This is a genomic window from Sandaracinobacteroides hominis, assembly GCF_016464365.1.
Taxonomy (GTDB): Bacteria; Pseudomonadota; Alphaproteobacteria; order Sphingomonadales; family Sphingomonadaceae; genus Sandaracinobacteroides; species Sandaracinobacteroides hominis.
Genome location: NZ_JADCUC010000004.1, coordinates 383,558 through 402,236 on the forward strand (window position 1 = coordinate 383,558; position 18,679 = coordinate 402,236).

Annotated in this window: 12 protein-coding genes, 1 tRNA gene and 1 pseudogene; 9 read left to right on the forward strand and 5 right to left on the reverse strand. The window is 63.0% G+C overall.

Annotated features, from left to right (window positions below; all coding sequences use genetic code 11):
* Positions 1-111: 111 nt before the first annotated feature.
* On the reverse strand, positions 112-927 hold the full coding sequence (locus tag IM784_RS11225) for a pyruvate, water dikinase regulatory protein (RefSeq protein WP_199555411.1): 816 nt from the start codon (positions 925-927) through the stop codon (positions 112-114).
* Positions 928-1,297: 370 nt separating this feature from the next.
* On the opposite strand from IM784_RS11225, the gene hemE reads away from it, so the two are divergent.
* The 3 genes from hemE to IM784_RS11240 all read left to right on the forward strand — a co-directional run bounded on the left by hemE (position 1,298) and on the right by IM784_RS11240 (position 3,349).
* On the forward strand, positions 1,298-2,332 hold the full coding sequence (gene hemE, locus IM784_RS11230; RefSeq protein WP_408015292.1) for a uroporphyrinogen decarboxylase: 1,035 nt from the start codon (positions 1,298-1,300) through the stop codon (positions 2,330-2,332).
* Positions 2,333-2,335: 3 nt separating this feature from the next.
* Positions 2,336-2,788 (forward strand): CopD family protein, encoded by a 453-nt coding sequence (locus IM784_RS11235; RefSeq protein WP_199555413.1) that lies wholly within the window; start codon positions 2,336-2,338, stop codon positions 2,786-2,788.
* 240 nt (positions 2,789-3,028) lie between these two features.
* The gene (locus IM784_RS11240; RefSeq protein ID WP_199555414.1) at positions 3,029-3,349 is read left to right on the forward strand and encodes a SadB/YajI family lipoprotein; all 321 of its coding nucleotides are present in this window, start codon (positions 3,029-3,031) and stop codon (positions 3,347-3,349) included.
* A 146-nt stretch (positions 3,350-3,495) separates the two neighbouring features.
* Here the strand turns inward: IM784_RS11240 and hspQ are convergent, their stop codons facing one another.
* Positions 3,496-3,909, reverse strand: a complete 414-nt coding sequence (gene hspQ, locus IM784_RS11245) for a heat shock protein HspQ (RefSeq protein WP_199555415.1) — start codon at positions 3,907-3,909, stop codon at positions 3,496-3,498.
* A gap of 189 nt (positions 3,910-4,098) precedes the next feature.
* On the opposite strand from hspQ, the gene IM784_RS11250 reads away from it, so the two are divergent.
* From IM784_RS11250 to IM784_RS11275, 6 genes and pseudogenes are all read left to right on the forward strand, one after another.
* Positions 4,099-4,188, forward strand: a tRNA-Ser gene (locus tag IM784_RS11250).
* A gap of 156 nt (positions 4,189-4,344) precedes the next feature.
* Complete coding sequence (locus IM784_RS11255; RefSeq protein WP_199555416.1) at positions 4,345-5,535, forward strand: tyrosine-type recombinase/integrase; 1,191 nt, start codon at positions 4,345-4,347, stop codon at positions 5,533-5,535.
* Positions 5,536-5,771: 236 nt separating this feature from the next.
* Positions 5,772-5,978: pseudogene (locus IM784_RS17235) on the forward strand (IS5 family transposase); the annotation flags it as partial.
* Positions 5,979-6,160: 182 nt separating this feature from the next.
* Positions 6,161-7,387, forward strand: coding sequence for a hypothetical protein (locus tag IM784_RS11265; RefSeq protein ID WP_199555418.1), 1,227 nt, complete (start codon positions 6,161-6,163; stop codon positions 7,385-7,387).
* Between the two features lie 80 nt (positions 7,388-7,467).
* A complete protein-coding gene (locus tag IM784_RS11270; protein ID WP_199555419.1) occupies positions 7,468-12,957 on the forward strand; it encodes an AAA family ATPase in 5,490 nt (1,829 codons plus the stop codon).
* Positions 12,958-13,029: 72 nt separating this feature from the next.
* Entirely contained in the window at positions 13,030-13,242 is a 213-nt protein-coding gene (locus IM784_RS11275) for a hypothetical protein (RefSeq protein ID WP_199555420.1), read from the forward strand.
* On the opposite strand, the gene IM784_RS11280 is transcribed toward IM784_RS11275, so the two are convergent.
* From IM784_RS11280 to IM784_RS11290, 3 genes are read right to left on the reverse strand one after another with little or no spacing between them, the layout of a single operon-like run.
* The gene (locus IM784_RS11280) at positions 13,205-13,546 is read right to left on the reverse strand and encodes a hypothetical protein (protein ID WP_199555421.1); all 342 of its coding nucleotides are present in this window, start codon (positions 13,544-13,546) and stop codon (positions 13,205-13,207) included. The two genes, IM784_RS11275 and IM784_RS11280, sit on opposite strands and share 38 nt — an antisense overlap.
* Positions 13,543-13,866: a hypothetical protein gene (locus tag IM784_RS11285; RefSeq protein ID WP_199555422.1), complete on the reverse strand. Its 324-nt coding sequence runs from the start codon at positions 13,864-13,866 to the stop codon at positions 13,543-13,545. The genes IM784_RS11280 and IM784_RS11285 overlap by 4 nt, the downstream gene beginning before the upstream one ends.
* Positions 13,859-18,640 carry a choice-of-anchor D domain-containing protein gene (locus IM784_RS11290; RefSeq protein ID WP_199555423.1) on the reverse strand — a complete coding sequence of 1,594 codons (4,782 nt, stop codon included), beginning with the start codon at positions 18,638-18,640 and terminating at the stop codon, positions 13,859-13,861. The genes IM784_RS11285 and IM784_RS11290 overlap by 8 nt, the downstream gene beginning before the upstream one ends.
* Positions 18,641-18,679 lie beyond the last annotated feature (39 nt).

An 18,679-nucleotide genomic window follows, 5' to 3' on the forward strand; every position in this document is an offset into this window, starting at 1 on the left:
ATAAAATTCCCCTCGCCCCAACCCATCCGATCTGCCACCAAACACAGAGGGTGCAGGGAAATCATTTCCCTGCTGGGTGCAGGGTGAAACCCTGCCCGCCGGAGGCAAAACCTACTCTTCCTTCCGCTTGTTCAGCAGGTTCATCAGCTCGGCCGCCGTTTCCTCGATGCTGCGCCGTGTAACGTCGATCACCGGCCAGCCGCGATCGGCGAACAGTCTTCGGGCGGCGGCGAGTTCGGCGGCGACTTCGGTCGGGTCGGCGTAGCTCGCCGCCACGCCGGATGCGTCCTGCGCCATGATGCGTGCCCGGCGGACGGCGGTGAGGCGTTCGGCGCTGACCGTCAGGCCCACCACCAGCGGGGATTTCAGTTCGAAGAGTTGGGGTGGCAGGGGTCGGCTGGGGACGAAGGGCATGTTGGCGACGCGGTAGCCGCGGTTGGCGAGGTAGATGGAGGTGGGGGTTTTGGAGGTGCGGGAGACTCCGACGAGGACCATGTCGGCCTGGTCCCATTCCTGGGGGAGCAGGCCGTCGTCATGGTCCATGGTCCAGTCTATGGCTTCGATACGGCCGAAATAGGCGGCGTCCATGCGGTGCTGGTTGCCGGGGCGGGCGCCGGCTTCGGTGCCGATCATCCGTTCAAGCGCGGCGATCATCGGGTCCATCACGGCGATGACGGGGAGGCCGAGGGCGGTGCATTTGAGTTCGAGGCGGGCGCGGATGTTGCGGGCGACGAGGGTGTAGAGGATGAGGCCGGGGACCTTGGCGACTTCTTCGAGGACGCGGTCGAGGTGGCCTTCGGAGCGGACCATGGGCCAATAATGTTTGACCGCGTCGACGGCTTCGAACTGGGCGAGGCCGGCCTTGACGAGGCTGTCGAGCGTTTCGCCGGTGGAATCCGAGACGAGGTGCAGGTGCAGGCGTGTCACAAAAGCTCCTCGAAAGGCGGCAATTGCTTCTTGCCCGTGCGCCTGTGGACAATCCACCGGAAAAGTCCCGGATTCCGCTGCACGAATCGACGAACGGGGGGGTTGGAACGGGGGTGTGGGGAAAATCGGGGAGTCGGTTCGCGGGGTTCAGGGCGAATTATCCGCTTGTGGAGAAGCAGGTTGCGGCTTTCCACAGCCTCTGGGCAATTTCGATTCCGTTAGCTGCCACAGGCTTTTGCACGGTGGGCGGGCTGTGAATTGCCCTGTGGAAAAGATTCCATCCCCATGATTCACCGCCCCACAACTGAAACTATCCGGAAATAGAAATGAAAAGAAACTGTATTGGCCCGACGGTTTGCGTGCGCGACCGCTGGCCGATATGCCGGTTTTCATGATCGATGCGATAAGAGTGCTTTCGGGCCAGACCGTTTCGCCGGCTCCGGTGTGGCTGATGCGCCAGGCGGGGCGGTATCTGCCGGAATATCGGGCGCTGCGGGCGGAAAAGGGCAGCTTCCTGGGGCTGGCCTATGATCCGGAGGCCGCCGCCGAGATCACGCTGCAGCCGATCCGGCGCTTCGGCTTCGACGTGGCAATCCTGTTCTCCGATATCCTGATCGTGCCGCACGCGATGGGGCAGGATCTGACCTTTACCGAGGGTGAGGGGCCACGGCTGAAGCCGCCGCTGGAAGCCGCCCGGCTGGAGGAGCTGACCCCGGCGCGGCAGCATTATGCGCCGATCTGGGAAACCGTGCGGCGGGTGCGGGCGCAGCTGGCGCCGGAAAAGGCGTTGTTCGGCTTTGCCGGCTCTCCCTATACGGTTGCGACCTATATGGTGGCTGGCGAAGGCTCGAAGGAGCAGGCCGCGGCGCGGCTGATGGCCTATGCCGATCCGGGCCGTTTCGAGGAACTGATCCGGGCGATTTCCGCCGATACGCTGGAATATCTCTCCGGGCAGGTGGCGGCGGGGGCGGATGCGCTGATGCTGTTCGACAGCTGGTCGGGCAGTCTCTCGGTCAGCGAGTTCGAGCGCTGGGTGATCGCGCCCACCGCCTGGCTGGTGGCCGAGCTGCGGGCGCGGCATCCGGCAACGCCGATCATCGGCTTTCCGCGCGGGGCCGGATCGAAGGCGCCCGCCTATGCGCGCGAGACGCAGGTTTCGGCACTGGCGCTCGATGAAGCGGCGGATCTGGAGTTTGTGGTGGCGAATACCCCCGATACGCTGCCGCTGCAGGGCAACCTGGACCCGATGGCGTTGAAGGCGGGCGGTGCGGCGCTGGAGGCCGGCCTTGCGCGAATCCGCGAGGCGATGGCCGGGCGGCCGCATATCCTGAACCTGGGCCACGGTATCGACCGCTTCACGCCGATTTCGCATGTCGAGCGGCTGCTGGAACTGCACAGGAGGTAGGCGATGGACGATCTGCTGGGCTGGCTGGGGCCGGCCTATCCGCTGGTGAAGGCGCTCCACATCATCTTCGTCATCTTCTGGATGGCGGGGCTGTTCATCCTGCCGCGCTATCTGGTGCACCAGGCCGGCGAACCGCCGGGCAACGCGGAAGACGCCAAGTGGATCGAGCGCATTGCCCGGCTGCGGCGGATGATCCTGACGCCGAGCCTGGTGGTGACGTGGGTGCTGGGGCTGGCGCTGGCATTCAACGTGGGATTTGCGGGTTCGGGCTGGCTGCACGCGAAGCTGGCGCTGGTGCTGCTGCTGACGGGATATCATGGCTGGATGGTGTCGCTGTCGAAGCGGATGGCCCGCGGCGAACGGCCTATGGCGGAACGGGCGTTTCGGATGTGGAACGAGGTGCCCGCGCTGTTTGTGGTGGGCATTGTGCTGCTGGCGGTACTGAGGCCGTTTTGAGAGGGGTGAGCGTTTTCGCCTCCGGCGGGCAGGGCTCTGCGCCCAGCGCCGTCAGGCGATGGGAAACAAGAGCGTAAGGGCTCTGCCCTTACAAACCCGGCAGGGAAATGATTTCCCTGCACCCTCAAAGTTGGAGAATTGCAGGCCAGCTCGGCAACGCAACAGAGGTTTGATTGCCTGCGGCGCTTGGTCGGTCTCCGCCTCACTTGCGGACATTAGCTGCGAGGGTAGTATGCAAAGGTGACGATTTCGACATATACAGTCAGCTCGCCCGACCATGATCTGGCGTTGCTCGCAATAGCAGCTTCCACGATCCTCCCGTCTGCGCTTTTGTCATTCTTTAAAGGGCGGTCAGCTTGGCCGCTCGCAATATTTACTGCACTGATTGGGCCGTGGCTCAGTATCGCGGCAATCAACCTGATCAAGTATGAGTTTGGCGTCGGTAGCCTACTGTCGATTCAGGACGTAGTCTTGCCATTGTTCCTGATGGGTGTGCCCCCAAGCACATTGGGTTTCGTTGCCGGGATGATCCTGAAGTTTGGATACTCCAAGGTGCGCTAGCCACCCAAAAGCTGACAAGCGCCGCAGGCATTCAATCTTAACACATCCCCAAGGCTCGGCGACAGCGTTCCAACGTTGAGGGTGCAGGGAAATCATTTCCCTGCCGGGTCCGGGCAGAGCCCGGCCGCCGGAGGCAAATCACCCCCCTAATTCCGGCTGGCGGGTTTCAGGATATACCGCCCGTCGGCGTAGCCGTCGAAGATCTGGCTTACCGCCGGGTGTCGCACGGGTTCGTCTTCGTCGTCGAGCAGCAGGTTTTGCTGGCTGACATAGGCGACGTAGGCGGATTCCTCGTTTTCGGCGAGGAGGTGGTAGAAGGGTTGGTCCTTGCGCGGGCGGATTTCCTCGGGGATGGCTTCCCACCATTCTTCGGTGTTGGCGAATTCGGGGTCGACATCGAAGATGACGCCGCGGAAGGGGAAGACGCGGTGGCGCACGACGTCGCCGATGCCAAAGCGGGCTTCGGCATAGCGCGGCGATTCCGGGCGCGGCGTTTCCGGCTGCGGGGGCAGCGACTCCCTGGCCTGTGGCGGGGGTTCGGTGCGGCTCATCTGTGGCATGACCTCTTTCACAGGAAGGATATAGGAGCATGTGCGCCGGTGCAAAGGGGCATCGGGCGGCAGCTGGCCGAAGTGTGGGGCGCCCGGGCGGGAAAAAGCCGCGTTGCGTGCTTGCCCGGGCCTTGTGTTTGGCGGGTGTGGCGGCTATGGCCCGCGCCTTGCTGCGACCATCAGCTTGGGCACCGAAACGGAGAGGTGGCAGAGTGGTCGAATGCGGCGGTCTCGAAAACCGTTATGGGTGTAAGCTCATCGAGGGTTCGAATCCCTCCCTCTCCGCCACCGGGCATGTCTCGTCCCGTCTCACGCCGCCTCACATCGCCTCGAACCCATTGGCGGGGCTTGAGTTTCTTGTCCGATTGCTGCCTCATCCTGTCCACGCATGTCTTGCCAAGCCTCGGGCTTTTGGTGGGCAGTATGGTGGGAAAGGATCGGCTGGTGGGAAAACTGACCGCAAAGCAGGTTGAAGGCCTGACGGAGCCCGGGCGTTACACCGACGGCGATGGACTGATGCTGCGCGTGGACGCGCAGGGCCGGCGATACTGGGAACTGCGATATCGATTCGACGACAAGCGGCGCGATCTGTCGCTGGGGCCGGAGCGCACGATGTCACTCCGCGAAGCCAGAGAGGCAGCGAGCGATGCCCGGGCCGATATCCGCAAAGGCATTGATCCCATAGCGAAGCGTAAGGCTGTGATCACTTCGGCAATCACCTTCGCCGAGCTGGCCCGGGAGGTTCACGCCAGCCTGAGAAAAGGCTGGAGGAACGGGAAGCATTGCGAGCAATGGCTGGCGACGCTGGAGAACCACGCATTCCCCCTGATCGGCGACGAGCCGGTTGCTGCGCTCACCCGGGCGGATATGGTAAAGGTTCTCGACCCCATCTGGCTGTTGCATCAAGAAACGGCGCGGCGCGTGCTGCAACGGATGCGGACGGTGATTAGGCGGGCGGAGGCGAAGAATATCCGCCAACATGGTATCGACTTCGAACTTGTCCGCCAAACGCTTCCCCGCCAGCGCCGTAAGGTCAAACATATGGCTGCGGTTCACTTCACCGACGCCCGGGCGTTCATGGATGCCCTTGCGTTTGCCAAGGCCGGGCCGGTTGTCCGAAGCGCGCTCGAGTTCATGATCCTGACTTCCGCGCGGCCGGGCAACATCCGCTTTATGGAATGGTCGGATGTGTTTATCGAGGAGGCGGTCTGGAACGTGTCGGCGGAGAAGATGAAGATGGACGAGAGCCATCCGGTTCCGTTGCCGCCGCGGGCAGTCAAGATTCTACGCGCGATGAAGGCGTTCCGCTCTCCGGACGCAGACTGGGTTTTTCCGGGCGACAAGCCGCAGCAGCCGATGTCTGAGAACACCTTGTGCCAGGCGATCCGCGACATGGGGTACAAAGCGACTGCGCACGGCTTTCGTTCGACGTTCAAGGACTGGTCGAGGGCGGCGCAATATCCGGACATGCTGAGCGAGTTTCAGCTGGCGCATATCGATGAGAACGAGACGCGAAAGGCCTATGGCCGCGACGGCCAACTGGCGCTTCGCCGCGAGATGATGGAGCATTGGGCGAACACTCTGGCGGGGCGTGTTCCGATGCCGAAGCATGAGCAGGTTCCGATGGCGGCGTAGGTGTGGGTTTGGGCTCAGCCGTCATGCTCGAAGGGTGGCTCCTGGGGGACGATCCGGAAGGTCCGCTTACGGGCGGCCATGAAGCGAAACTGCCCTCGGTTCAGTTAGGCATCGCTATGGCCGCGTCCATGTCGGATGGTCCCGACAAGCAGCTTCTAGGCTCGCTTTAGGCGAGAGCGGATGTTCTTCGGGAGGATCGCTTCGAACACGAGCGATCCATCCTTACCATTCAGCCTATCGTCCGCACCAAAGGCGGCATGAATTCCACGTTCTACGTCGTAACCGATGCCAACCGCCGCACCTTGAGCTTCCTGATGACCGCCGACCAGTTCAGTGATTACATCGGTGTTGCCGTGCTTCTGAACGGGGTACCCAACGCCCAATGGCTGTTCGGCGACCGGGGCTACGATGCCGACTGGTTCAGCGACGTATTGCCCCAAAAGCATTGGCGTGCGACTTCTCTGGAAAAGCGGGGGATGGAATCATGGCGCAACTTCCAGATTGTATTAAATCGGGTGAGCCGGCACGACTATTCCCTGTACTGGCCGACACTTCGAAGGAAGGGCGGACTCTTTCGATCTTTCTAGCCTGCGTAGAGAGTGTCGGAGGCTTTGGTCGCGCGCTATTGAGCGGGCTCGGCCTAAAAATTGGCGCGCGCGGGCGCATCGACACCTTCACTGAGGTCGTCCTCGCAAAGAGTGCCGGCGATGCCAAGCACCGTCCCGACGGTCTGATCGTGGTCAACACCGGTAGGACCATCTGGAAGGCTCTCGTTGAGGCAAAGGTCGGCGCGGCCGAACTTACGAACGTTCAGATCGAGGGCTACCTAAACCTTGCAAAGCTCAACGGCATCGACGCCGTTATTACTCTCTCGAACCAGTTCACACCGTTGCCAACTCACCATCCGCTTACTGTTAGCCCAGCGCTCACTCGCAAAGTAAAACTTTTCCACTGGTCTTGGGGGAACGTGATCACACAAGCGCACCTGCTGCAGGAACTCGGCGAAGTTTACGATCGCGAGCAGGTGATCCTGCTGGCGGAACTGCGTCGGTTTCTTCTTCATCCCAGCTCCGGGGTGAAGGAATTCGATCAGATGCCTGCGGCATGGTCGGAACTATGCGAGAGCGTTGCGACGGGCGGCGTCGTTAACCCCAAGAATCAACAATGCCAGGACGTCGTGGGCTCTTGGCACCAACTGCTAGACCGCATCACCACGGTTATGAGCCGTCAAGTCAACAACCATGTCCAGATCGCAATGGGCCGCGCAGAGGCGACCGATCCAATGGAACGGCTCAAGAATGCTTCGGTCGCGCTTGCCGCCAATGCGCTGCTCGCCGCCGACATTGTCGTGCCCAACGCCGCTGCTCCGATGCACATCAGCGTCGATTTCAGGAAGCGAGTGGTGAGCGTCTCAATGCGACTGCGCGCACCGGCCGATCGAAAGTCCACGAAGGCGCGGGTGAGTTGGTTGTTGAAGCAGCTCGCCGGCACAGAGCCTAAGGACCTACACGTCAGGCTATTCTGGCCCGGTCGGGCCAAGGAGACGCAGTACTCTTTGGCGACCTTGACTGACAGACCTGAGATCGCAAGCGATGATCGGTCGGGTATGGTCGTCTCGTCCTTCGAGGTCCTGCTGGTGCGTGAGCTCGGCGCGAAGTTCACCCAGCGCAAGATCATCGTCGCTGAGCTGGTTAAGTCCGCCAGCCATTTCCACGCCAGCGTAGGGGGACGGCTAACGGCATGGCAGCCGAAGCCGGCTAAGATCGCAGAGGGTAAGCTCGAACCGGAATCGGTGAGCACTGAGGCTTTGCGCGACGAGGCCGAGCGCGAGGCGTTGGAACGCGCCGGTTAATCTCCTAGCCGGCAAGAGCGCGCCGTATTGGCGCTATTTTTTAACAAGAAATCGCCGTCACCAAGGCGGCCTCGGGGTTGATGATGACTACAGTGCAAAATGTCGGAACGGATCTCTCACAGGCAAGGCGCGGGGAGGTCGCGAGACTTTTTGACGAAACCCGCCGCCGCCTCGTCGAGACTGGAACCAGGAACCGTCTCGTCCACGTGAACCGCGCCAATACGCGCGGCAATGTGATCAACGTTGTCAACGAGCGTTCGGATGAAATTCATGAGATCCTGAGAGGCTCGAAGGCGATGCGGTTCCTCGCCCTTGGTCGTGACGAGTCGGACGACGACGAGGTCCATCTCGTGACGGCGGCGGATGAGCCAGCTGCCGACCGATATACAGACGTACACCTCGAGACCCGGCTCGGCCCCGATGCTCTCCAAAAGAAACTGCTGAAGATTGCCCGCGAGGCCCAGACAGCGGAGGAGGAGAGCGGCGTCAACATTCTCTACTTGGCCCTAGGGTTCCTGACCTGGTTCGAGGATCGGAACTCGGGGATCAAGCGTGAGGCCCCGCTGGTGCTCCTGCCCGTCGAACTGGTGCGCAACCCTCGGACCTCAACATACGACATCCGCGCGCGTGACGAAGATATCCTGACCAACTTGCCACTACAGCAACGGCTCAAGGAAGACTTTGGTATCGATCTGCCTGAGATTGACGGTGAGGAGGATTGGAAGCCCTCGAGCTATTTCGAGCGCGTCGAGGCTGTCATCTCGTCACATGATCGCTGGCAGGTCGACCGAGACGCGATCCAGCTCGGCTTCTTCAGCTTCAGCAAGCTACTGATGTACCGGGATCTCGATATCGAATCCTGGCCCGACGAGGCATTGGCCGACCATCCTCTTACGCGAGGTCTGCTCTATGAGGGCTTCGCCCGCGAACAGCCCATGTTTGGCCCAGAAGATAGACTCGACGACTTGCTTCCGCCGGAGCGGATATTCCATGTTGTTGACGCAGACGCCTCGCAGGCGAAAGTTGTTGAGGAGGTGCGGTCTGGCCGCAATCTAGTGGTGCAGGGCCCGCCCGGAACCGGCAAGTCACAGACGATTACAAACATCATTGCGGCCGCGGCGAAGGACGGAAAGCGCGTACTTTTCGTCGCTGAGAAGATGGCGGCCCTATCCGTCGTGCATGACCGCCTCGTCAAGGTCGGGCTGCGCGATATCTGCCTCGAACTCCATTCGCGCACGGCCAATAAAAAGCTTGTCCTCGCCGAGTTGGCCCGCACGATCTCGCAGGCCGCGGCGATCCCGCAGATGCCCGATTCCCCACATTCCCTTACCAGCATTCGCGATCGGCTGAACAGCATTGCGGAGGCGCTGCACGAGCCGATCGGATCGACCGGCGAAACCGCATTCTCAGTCCTCGGCCGACAGGTCCGCTACATCGGAATGAATGCTACACCGCCGGTGATAGATGCTGGTGCTCTTCTCAAATTGACGCGGACTGAGGAGGTCGCGCTGGTCGATACGATCGAGCGCTATGGGGAATTGCTCGCTGACGAAGGCGTCGACGCCCCGCACCCATTCGAGGGAGCGAAAAACCTTGATCTCCAGCCAGTCGAACTGGCTCGTCTGGCCACGGTGCTGACGAATGCCAAGTCGGCACTGGAAGAACTGGCCGCAGCCGTGGAACAGCCAATGGCCGCCTTAGGCTTATCCCTTCCCGTCACGCTCGAGATGGGCGATTCGCTGGTCGATCTGCTGTCGAGGCTCGAAGGCCTGCCGCAGGGCACTGGTTCCATCGCTGTGTGCATGCTTGACGCGTCGGATCCTGCTAGGCTGCGCGAGCTTCTCCATGCGGGCTCGGAATGGCGCACCGAATTCGACGCGCAGGCGCCGAACTTCACCGACGCGGCCTTTACACACCCGGTCGCAGGCCTGCGCGGGCCCCTGGTTGCGGGCTGCAACTCGTTCTTCGCCAGACTAGGCGGCGCCTACCGCAGCGCATCGCGCGAGCTTGCCGGCCTGCTCCGCAGCCCGCTGCCAAAGGCGGCTCTGGATAGGCTCGCGCTTGTCGATGCCCTCAGCAACGTCAGAAGCAAACGCACTATTTGGGAGACCGATCAGGCCTATGGCGAGCGCATCCTCGGCGATGTCTGGCGGGGCGAGCGCAGCGATTTCCCATTGCTGATCTCGATCGCTGGCTGGTGCGACAAGCTTAGCCACGCGACGCTTAAGGTAGCGCCGTTGGCCGCGTGCGATATGGCCGCCTCGAGCCAGATAACACCCATGCTTCGCCGGCTGATCGAGGCGACGGGAATCGCGCGAGCAAAGCTCGACGCTGCTACGGATTTCCTGCACCTCGATCCGGCCGCGGTGAAGGTCGAGAAGTTCGAGCAAGCCGAGGTTTGGTCCCTCGTCCTTCGTATCGAGAACATGGCCGTGGCGACGGATCGCTACGCGGGATGGGTTCAGTTGGCGAGGATGTACGACCGGATGACCGCCGCTGGGCTCACAGACCTTGCGGAACGGATGCGCAATGGCTCCGTCTCTGGTCCTGACGCCATCGTTGAGCTACGGTTCGCGCGCGCCGAGGGACTATGGCGTCACGCGCTCGAGCAATCGCCTGTCCTCCGCGAGTTGCCGATGGAAAAGCGCCACGAACTCGTCACCACATTCGGCCAACTTGAGCGCGAACGCCTGAAAGACAACGTCACAGAAATTCTTGCAGGTCATCTGGCCCAGGTCCCGCAAGGCGCCCAAGGCGAGATGGGGGTAATCCGAAGCGAAATTGGCAAGAAGGCGCGGCATCTCGCAATCCGTCGCCTGTTTGAGCGGGCCGGAACGGCGATCCAGCGAATCAAGCCGGTGCTTCTGATGAGCCCGATATCGGTCGCCCAATACCTTCCACCAAACGCCCTGTCCTTCGACCTGCTTGTCATCGACGAGGCCAGCCAAGTGCGGCCCGAAGACGCCTTGGGCGCCATTGCTCGTGCCAACCAAATCGTCGTGGTGGGCGACCAGAAGCAGTTGCCGCCGTCCTCCTTCTTCGACAGACTCGCGGCCAATGACGATGCCGACGAAGATGAGCCCGAGCTGCTGGCGGGCGCCGCAAAGGTGGCCGCCATGGAGAGTGTGCTGACGCTATGCGAGGCGCGCGGTCTCGGCTCCCGCATGCTTGAGTGGCATTATCGCTCCCGCGATCCTTCGCTGATCAAGGTTTCGAACCGCGAATTCTACGACGACGGCCTGATCCTGCCGCCATCGCCGCTCCAAGCCGACCCGGAGTTCGGCCTCTGCTTCACGCAGGTCGCGGGCGTCTACGATAAGGGCGGCAAGCGCGACAACCGCAAGGAGGGGGAAGCGATTGTTGCTCGCGTCTCCACCCGGCGCACGGAAATCCTCGAGGCTCTTGCGAAGGGCGACCGCGGAAGCCCGCGCGAACGGGAACTGGCGGCCCTCGCGACCCGGCAGGCCAAGAATCCGGAGTTCAGCCCGGAGCAGCGGCAGGCGCAATGGCTGGAGACGGCGGAGCGCGTCGGGTTCGACGGCCGCGATCTGATCGCCAGCGCCATTGCCCGAAATGCACAGCAGCAAACCATCTGGTCGAAGGCATTGGAAAGTGCGCGCGGGATCGGAGAGCGAGGCTTGGCGATCGCTTCCGCCATGGGCCTGACCCCGCGCGACGGCGATCCGTTGGTGCCGGAACGGTTGGGCCGGCTTGACCCTCGCGCCTTTGCCGCAGCGCAGGCGGTCGCAGCCGCCGCGCGCGACCTGGGCGAGCGGGAAGCGGCGTTCGATCGGAGTGATCTCATCCGAGCTGCCCTCGAACGTGGCGGGCCAGTGACCGTGGCGGATGTAGAAGCACGCATTGCGCACCTGGCCGGGCGCGGGCTGCTGTTGGGCGGTGAGCGGCTCATGACTACCGAGTCCGCGCTGGCGCTGGAACACCGGGTAGTCGCGCTGGCGCACGACGGGCGCGATGCTGTTTCACCGCTGGCGATGGGTGTTGAGACCGCGCCGCGCCTGCAGCAGGCGGCGCGCGATCTGGCCCTACGTCGGCTCAACCCGGGGCAGGAGCAGGCGGGGGTGGATATCCTGCAGTCCACCGACCGCGTGATATTGGTGCAGGGAGGTGCTGGCGTCGGAAAATCCGCCGCACTGATGCCGGTCGCGCATCTGCTGAAGGCGGAAGGGCGAAGCGTGTTCGCACTGGCCCATGCCGGTCGCACCGCGCGGGATTTTGGTGCGAGGTTGGATGCTCCAGCCTCCACGGTGGATAGCTTCCTTGGCCGGTTCGGACGCGTGCTCGATGGCTCTGCAAGCACCGAGCAGATGGCCAGAGCTCGCGATACGCTGTCCGGTTCGGTCATCATGGTCGACGAGGCCTCGCAGATCGGCAGCGAGCGCCTTGCCCGGCTGATCGATCTGTCCAACCGGATGGGGGTTGCACGGTTGATCCTGGCCGGCGACGTGAAGCAGTTGCCAGCCATTGAGGCGGGCAAGCCGTTCGAGCTGTTGCAGACGCATGCAGTATCCACCTCTACCATCACCGAGAACCTGCGTGCCCGCTCGCCGCAGATGCAGGCGCTAAACGCCGCGCTGGAGAACGCGGATATGGCGCGGGCGTTCGAGGTGCTGAAACCCGACACCCGTGAAGTACCGTTCACCAAGGGGCCGGAGACAGCCGCGAGGCTGTGGGCGGGTCTGTCGACAGATGAGCGGGCCGGAACACTGTTGCTCGCGTCTGGCCGGGCTATGCGAACGGCAGCCAATGTGGCGGTCCAGCAAGAACGCATCGCGCGTGGGGAACTGACGGGGCAAGGCCAGCGGTTCGACACGCTCGACCGCGTGACCATCACGAAGGAGGGAGCCCGGCAGATGAAGGGCTATCAGCCGGGCCGGATCGTCGAGTTCCGCACCAGCCTGCCGAGCCAAAGGTTCGCGCGCGGGGATCGCGGCGAGGTGCGTGGGGCGGACGATGGCAAGGTCCAGCTCCGCATGGCCGATGGAACCGTTCGCCCGTTCCAGCCCGACCGGCTGCCGCGCAACCTTGCCCATGATGCGGTCTCGATCTTCGAGCCGAAGGCCATCACCCTGTTCGAGGGCGACCGTATCCGCTGGACCGACAATGACCGCGAGCGTGGATTGCTGAACGGCGATATCGCGAACATCGAGAAGCTGGACCGGAACATGGCGTCCATTCGCACCGCCAATGGCGACCGCCATACTCTTGCCAGCACCGACCCCATGCTGGAGCGGCTTGATCTGGCCTATGCGGTGAACGTCCACGTCGCACAGGGCATGACCGCCACCAACGGCATCATCCTGATGAGCGAACGGGAGAAGATGCTGAACTCCACCCGCTCGTTCCTCGTTGCTATCACCCGGATCGCCGAACATGCGACGCTGGTGGTCGACAGTGCCAGAGGGCTGGAGCGATCGGTGGCCGGCAACGCTGGTGACAAGACTTCGGCAATCGAGGTGGCCAACAGCTCTGTCGTCCGGAAACCACCAGAGCGTGATATAACGCTCGAACCCGCAGCTGCCCGAACGATTGAGCGGGATATCGGGCGCTAGCGGCCTACCAGCAGGCCGAGAGGAGAGAGGGAGCTTCGCGGCTGATCAACATCAGTCGGAAGGAGGCTCACCATGGCCGGAATGCGCAGGAAACACACGAGGCCCGGATTTCATACGATCATCGAGGATATGGCAGAGTACGCCGATCGGCAGGCCGACGGTGCAACCCATGTCGTTTATGTCGTCCTCGATCCGGCGCAGCCTGACCCGTTGGTAGAGTTCAACCCAGCAAAGCTTGAACACGCGATCAGTCCTTTTGCTGAAGGGATCCGGAAGGCGCTTTGATTGCGACTCCTTGGGCCTGCATCTGGGACACAATCCCCTGTGCGTGTTTATTCCCGGTCGCCGCCAAGTGCGCAACGCCTGTTGCCAGAGAATCAAGCTGTTGTTCAACTCTGCCAGCCTGCTCTAACGATGTCGCTTGAGAGTCCAGAAGTCGGGCAATTTCGCCCTTGTTTTTCCAGAGTTCGACAACCCCGGCAATCTGATCCGCCGCCACTACGGTGAGGGCTATCAGGATAGTGTAATACAGCAGACGACTGGGCCTATCCGTCACTGCCACCGCCCGGTACTCCGTATCCAGTTTCATTGAGCGGCTCCCTGCGTTTGGGGCCCACCTGAGGTCCCGCCCTCGTTGGGGCTAATCGAAAACTGGACCCCGTTTCGGGCAAGCAGCGTTGAAATCTGTGTGTCGCCTGTCGTCGCAGCAGAGCTCGCCAGCATCTGGATCAGGCGGTTGTTCACCTGTCCCAGCACGTTGGCTGAGGCGATCCGCTGCTGCTGTTCAGCCGCCAGCGCCCGGCTCTTTCCTACATCGTTGGCTAGATAGACGCGGGCTCCGAAGGACAGGAGAGCGACTACCGCGAGGCTGAACGCGGCAATTTCAAACGGATGCCGGCCTTCATGCATCGAGCCTGTCCCTTTCCATTTTTCTGCGACGAACACGAATGCCCACCCCGACTGCGCCAAAGCCCATGATCATCATCAGCCAGCTCGAAGGTTCAGGAATTGCGCCCGGCGGCGGAGGCGGTGTCCCGCCAACAACTTTCGCACTCAGGAACAGCTTGGCCGTTCGCGCCTCTCCGATGTGGTCGCTGGCATTCGTTCCCAGCCCAGCGAATGTCAGTTGCCCGCTGAAAAAACCTTCCGTTGAGGTTCGGACGAAAATGGTGAACGGGTCCGAGACGTCCCCAGCCTGCAGCAGGCCGATATCAAAGGCGCTGCCGAGCGAGAAAACACCCCCCAAACCATCGCCCACCAGGCCGGACAGATCATCGGCTGGCCCGAATACCAGATTGCCCAGGCCAAAGCCTGCGAGCGATACGGACGAACCTTCACTGAGCGTCCCGAAATCATAGACATAACCGCCAAGGCCGGCATCATAGGTGAGTGCCGTGCCGCTGTAGGTGAAGACCGGGGCAGCATGGTTGTTGACGGTCGCCGTCACGGCCACGCTCTGCCCATCCAGTGCGAGATCGGCCAGCACCGGGTTGCGAGATACGAAGCCGAGGTCGACTACGCCGGACCACTGTCCGGCAGCCGAGCTGTCAAGCGACACTACAACCTCCCCGGATGCGCCAGCCGCGAGCGCGTCCGGCCCCGAGCCGACCGAAAAGCCTTCAGGCGCAGTGCCAACCCCCGTCACCAGCGAATCGGCGAATGCGCCGCTGGCGACGTTAGATATGGCGATCACCTTGGACGAAACCGCTTCCCCGACCCGGACAGTCCCGAAATCCAGCGTTGTCGGCGTCACGGCGGCCTGAGCTGCCGCATAGACCTGTGCCTGAACTGTCACGGATTCGCTGCCGATTCCAAGCGCTGCAAAGCCGGACGTGCCTGTTCCATCCGAGGTGAATTCGAAACCGATCGTTCCGCTCTTCGTGCCAGCGCTGGTCGTGTCGATCGTGGCGGTGACGACCCTTGTTCCACCGGCAGCGAGCAGACCATCGACGCTGCCAAAACTTACTCCGGCGGTTTCCGTGCTGCTGGTGATTCCAAGGCCTTCCGAGTAACCGTCTGCAATCGCTGTATTGCGCACGGTAACCGATGTGGATGTCGCGTCTCCAACACGTGCAACGATGGTGGAAGTCGGCCCGTCAACATCATGGTCGGCGAGCCGGTAGACACCACCGCCCAGAGCAACAGTCTTGGATGACAGGGGCGTGAGGCCGGCACCGCTTGTGCCTTCGCCGTTCGAGGCGAGCGCGATGGTCACACTGCCGTTTGCACCGGCTGTGCTGGTATTGATCCCGACCTGGATCGCGGTGCTGGAGGCTTGCGCATCAAGCAAGGTGAAGCTGCCGCTTGCAGTGGCACGGCCGCTGGTAGACCCAATGCTCCCGTTGAGCTTTTCCGAATAGCCATCGTCTATGGCGCTGTTGCTGACGGTGATCGTGACGGCCGCAGGGGCGGCATCGCCGACGCGGCGGTTGCCCATATCGATTGTCATCGGCACGACCGTCGCTTCCGCAAGACGGTAGACCCCGCCCTGAACGGAGGCGGTGGCTTCAAGAAACTGCGGTGTCAGATCTACGATGCCCAGCCCGGACGTGGTGGCGCCGTTTGAGGCAAGCACCACCTGAACCTGCCCGGCCTTCGCTCCGGCCAGCGTGGTATCGAGCGTTACGATGAGCGAATAGCTGTTGACGCCACCCGCTGCGAGATTGGTGACGGACCCGGATCCGCTGAACCCGCCTGAGACGGTTCCGAAGCTGGCGTTCAACCCTTCCTGAAAGGCTGCCGAAACCCCGCCGATCAGCAGGTTGGAGACCGAAATCGTCCGCGTCTGGACCGTTCCCTGCTGAACATTGCCGAAATCGAGATCGGCCAGAAGGGTTGGATTGGCCAGTGCAAAGACGCCACCCGTCAGGGTGACGCTACCGTTGCCCAGCGATTCCGTCGCGAGCCCTGATGTGCCGCTGCCATTGGTGGCGAAGCTGAAGCTCGCGGTTCCGCTCTTGGCACCGGCTGTTGCGGTGTTCAGCGTCGCCACGATCATGGAACTGCTGCCCGCCGCGAGATTGCTGACCGCGCCGCTGCCGCCAAAGTTTCCGGAAATCGCGGCCGCCGCGTCCAGTCCTTCCTGATAACCCGCCGGCACGCCGCCGACGAGACTGTTGGTCAGCTGGATGCTGGTGGAGACCACATCGCCGATCCGGTGGTTGCCGACATGGATGCTTGCGGGCAGCGTGGGGTTGGCAGCCGCAAACACGCTGCCCTGAATCGTTACGCTCTGACTGGAGAGCGCCTGTTGGCCGAGGCCGCTGGTTCCCTCTCCATCGGTTGCAAGGGCAAAGCTGACCGAGCCGGATTTCGCGCCCGCCTGCGTAGTGGAAAGGCCGACCGTGGCGTTACCGGCGGCGCCTGCCGCAATCACGCCGACGCTGTGGCTGCCAGCAGTCGCTGCGCCGGAAGCGGTGGCGCCCATCACTCGCAGTCCTTCGCTGAAGCCGTCGTTTAGCGCGATGTTGCCGATGGAAACGGTGCTCGTCGGGGTGCTCCCCATCCGCACATTGCCGAAGTTGATCGTTGTCGGCGACAGCGAAGCCTCGGCGGCGCGGAACACCGCACCCGAAAGGGAGATGGTCTGGTTCGCGACATTGGCGAAATTGTTCGCAACCAGGATGGATTGCCCAGAGAGGCTGCCGGCCGAACCCACGTAGGTCACGTTGAACGTGGATGTGCCGCCCGCGAGGATGGCGAAACTCTGCCCGCCGTCCACCGCAACGCCGGGCGCATTCAGCCCCTGCACCGCACCGCGCAACATGGTCTGTGTGCCGGTGTTGGTGATGGTGATCGTCACCGTCTTGCTCTCGCCGGCCCGCAGCCCGCCGAAATCGAGGAACGGGTTCGCGGTCTGCCCGCTGGTCAGTCCCTCGCCACTCAGGCTCTGGCCCGCGCTTGAGGCGAGGATGAGGCCGGTGCCGCTGACGTTGGCGCGCGCATCGAAGGCGTTGCCGGCGCCGAAGGCAGCATTGCTGTAATCCGTGGTGATGGTGATGTTGCGCGTGCCCAGCGCCAGCCCGGCGCCGTTGTGGGCCAGCGTTGCCGCACTCAGGTTGCCGGTGGCGGCGCTGGCATCCAGCGTTGCGCCGGCATCCACGATCACCGCGCCCGCGCCCGTGAAGCGGCCGGTGGAGAGGGTTCCGCCGCTTGCCCGGATTCCGCCCGCGCCGGTGATCGCGGCATTGACGGTTCCAAAGCCCTGAATGGCGCCGCTGTTGGCGATGGAGGCTGCGTTGAAGCTGCCGCCGCCCACTTCCAGCAGACCGGCGTTGGTGAAGGCGCCGGCATTGGCCGAAACGGTATAGCTACGTCCGTTCAGGATCCGCAGGGCGCCGCCGCTGGCGTTGGTGGCAAGCGTCACCTCCAGAAGCTGGTTGCCGCTGCCCGAGCGGATTTCGCTGTTCGCGCCGGAGAGGCTGATGTCGGCCGCGCTGGTTGCAAGCGATGTCATCCCGGACGCTGTCTCGAAATCGAGCAATGCTGTCCCGCTGCCAGGGCTTTTCACGACCCATGTACCACCGGAGAGCATTGTGCCCGATGCACCGGAGAGCGCGCCATTGATCTGAAGGGTGCCGCTTTCGACGCTGACGATGCCTGCGTTGGTGAAGCTGGTCTGGACGTAGGTGGTGCCTGCGCCGGTCTTGCGATAGGTTCCGAGGTTCTCGAACAGGCCGGTGTTGCTGTTGGCTATAATCTGGCCATACGAGCTGGTCTGGTCGAGGAAGGTGGAGCCTGCGGCGTTGCGCAGCGTATCGGTGCCGGCGAGAGCGCCGCTGTTGAGGTAGATGGTGAAGTTCGAAGAGTCCGTGGTGACGCCGCCCTTGAACTCCAGCAGACGGCCGCCGTCGAGATTGATGCTCCCGCTGCCCAGCGTCACCGCGCCGTTGTGGATCGTCGAGCCGGTCCCGGTCTGGCTCTTGCTGCCTCCGCCGCCATAGCTCGCCGCACCGGTCACGGTCAGAACACCAGCGCCTGATAAGGTGCCGCCAGTCTGGGTGAAGCCGAGGATGCTGTCGGTTCCGCCGAAGTTGAACGTGCCGCCGTTTAGGATGAGGGCCTCGAGCTTTGCGCCTGCATCGGTGGCATTCAGCGTTCCGCTTTGCACCTGCACGGTTGGCAGGTTGACCGCGCCGGTGACGGTGATGGTTCCGCTGCTGACCCGGAGGAGGCCGCCCGCCGCGCCGGTGAGCGACGGGCCGTTGAGGCTGTGGGTGCCACCGGAGAAGTGGAGCACCGCGCCGCTGGCGAGGTCGATCGTGCCGGACAGGGTGCTGTCGCCCGACAGGTTGAGCGTGCCCGCATCGATATCGACCGTTCCCGCATTGGTGAAGCTGGTCTGGACGTAGGTGGTGCCTGCGCCGGTCTTGCGATAGGTTCCGAGGTTCTCGAACAGGCCGGTGTTGCTGTTGGCTATAATCTGGCCATACGAGCTGGTCTGGTCGAGGAAGGTGGAGCCTGCGGCGTTGCGCAGCGTATCGGTGCCGGCGAGAGCGCCGCTGTTGAGGTAGATGGTGAAGTTCGAAGAGTCCGTGGTGACGCCGCCCTTGAACTCCAGCAGACGGCCGCCGTCGAGATTGATGCTCCCGCTGCCCAGCGTCACCGCGCCGTTGTGGATCGTCGAGCCGGTCCCGGTCTGGCTCTTGCTGCCTCCGCCGCCATAGCTCGCCGCACCGGTCACGGTCAGAACACCAGCGCCTGATAAGGTGCCGCCAGTCTG

Coding starts and splice junctions, on each gene's coding strand:
- IM784_RS11235 (WP_199555413.1), top strand. CDS start 2,336: ATGGACGATCTGCTGGGCTGGCTGGGGCCGGCCTATCCGCTGGTGAAG.
- hspQ (WP_199555415.1), bottom strand. CDS start 3,909: ATGCCACAGATGAGCCGCACCGAACCCCCGCCACAGGCCAGGGAGTCG.
- IM784_RS11270 (WP_199555419.1), top strand. CDS start 7,468: ATGATGACTACAGTGCAAAATGTCGGAACGGATCTCTCACAGGCAAGG.
- IM784_RS11275 (WP_199555420.1), top strand. CDS start 13,030: ATGGCCGGAATGCGCAGGAAACACACGAGGCCCGGATTTCATACGATC.
- IM784_RS11280 (WP_199555421.1), bottom strand. CDS start 13,546: ATGAAACTGGATACGGAGTACCGGGCGGTGGCAGTGACGGATAGGCCC.
- IM784_RS11285 (WP_199555422.1), bottom strand. CDS start 13,866: ATGCATGAAGGCCGGCATCCGTTTGAAATTGCCGCGTTCAGCCTCGCG.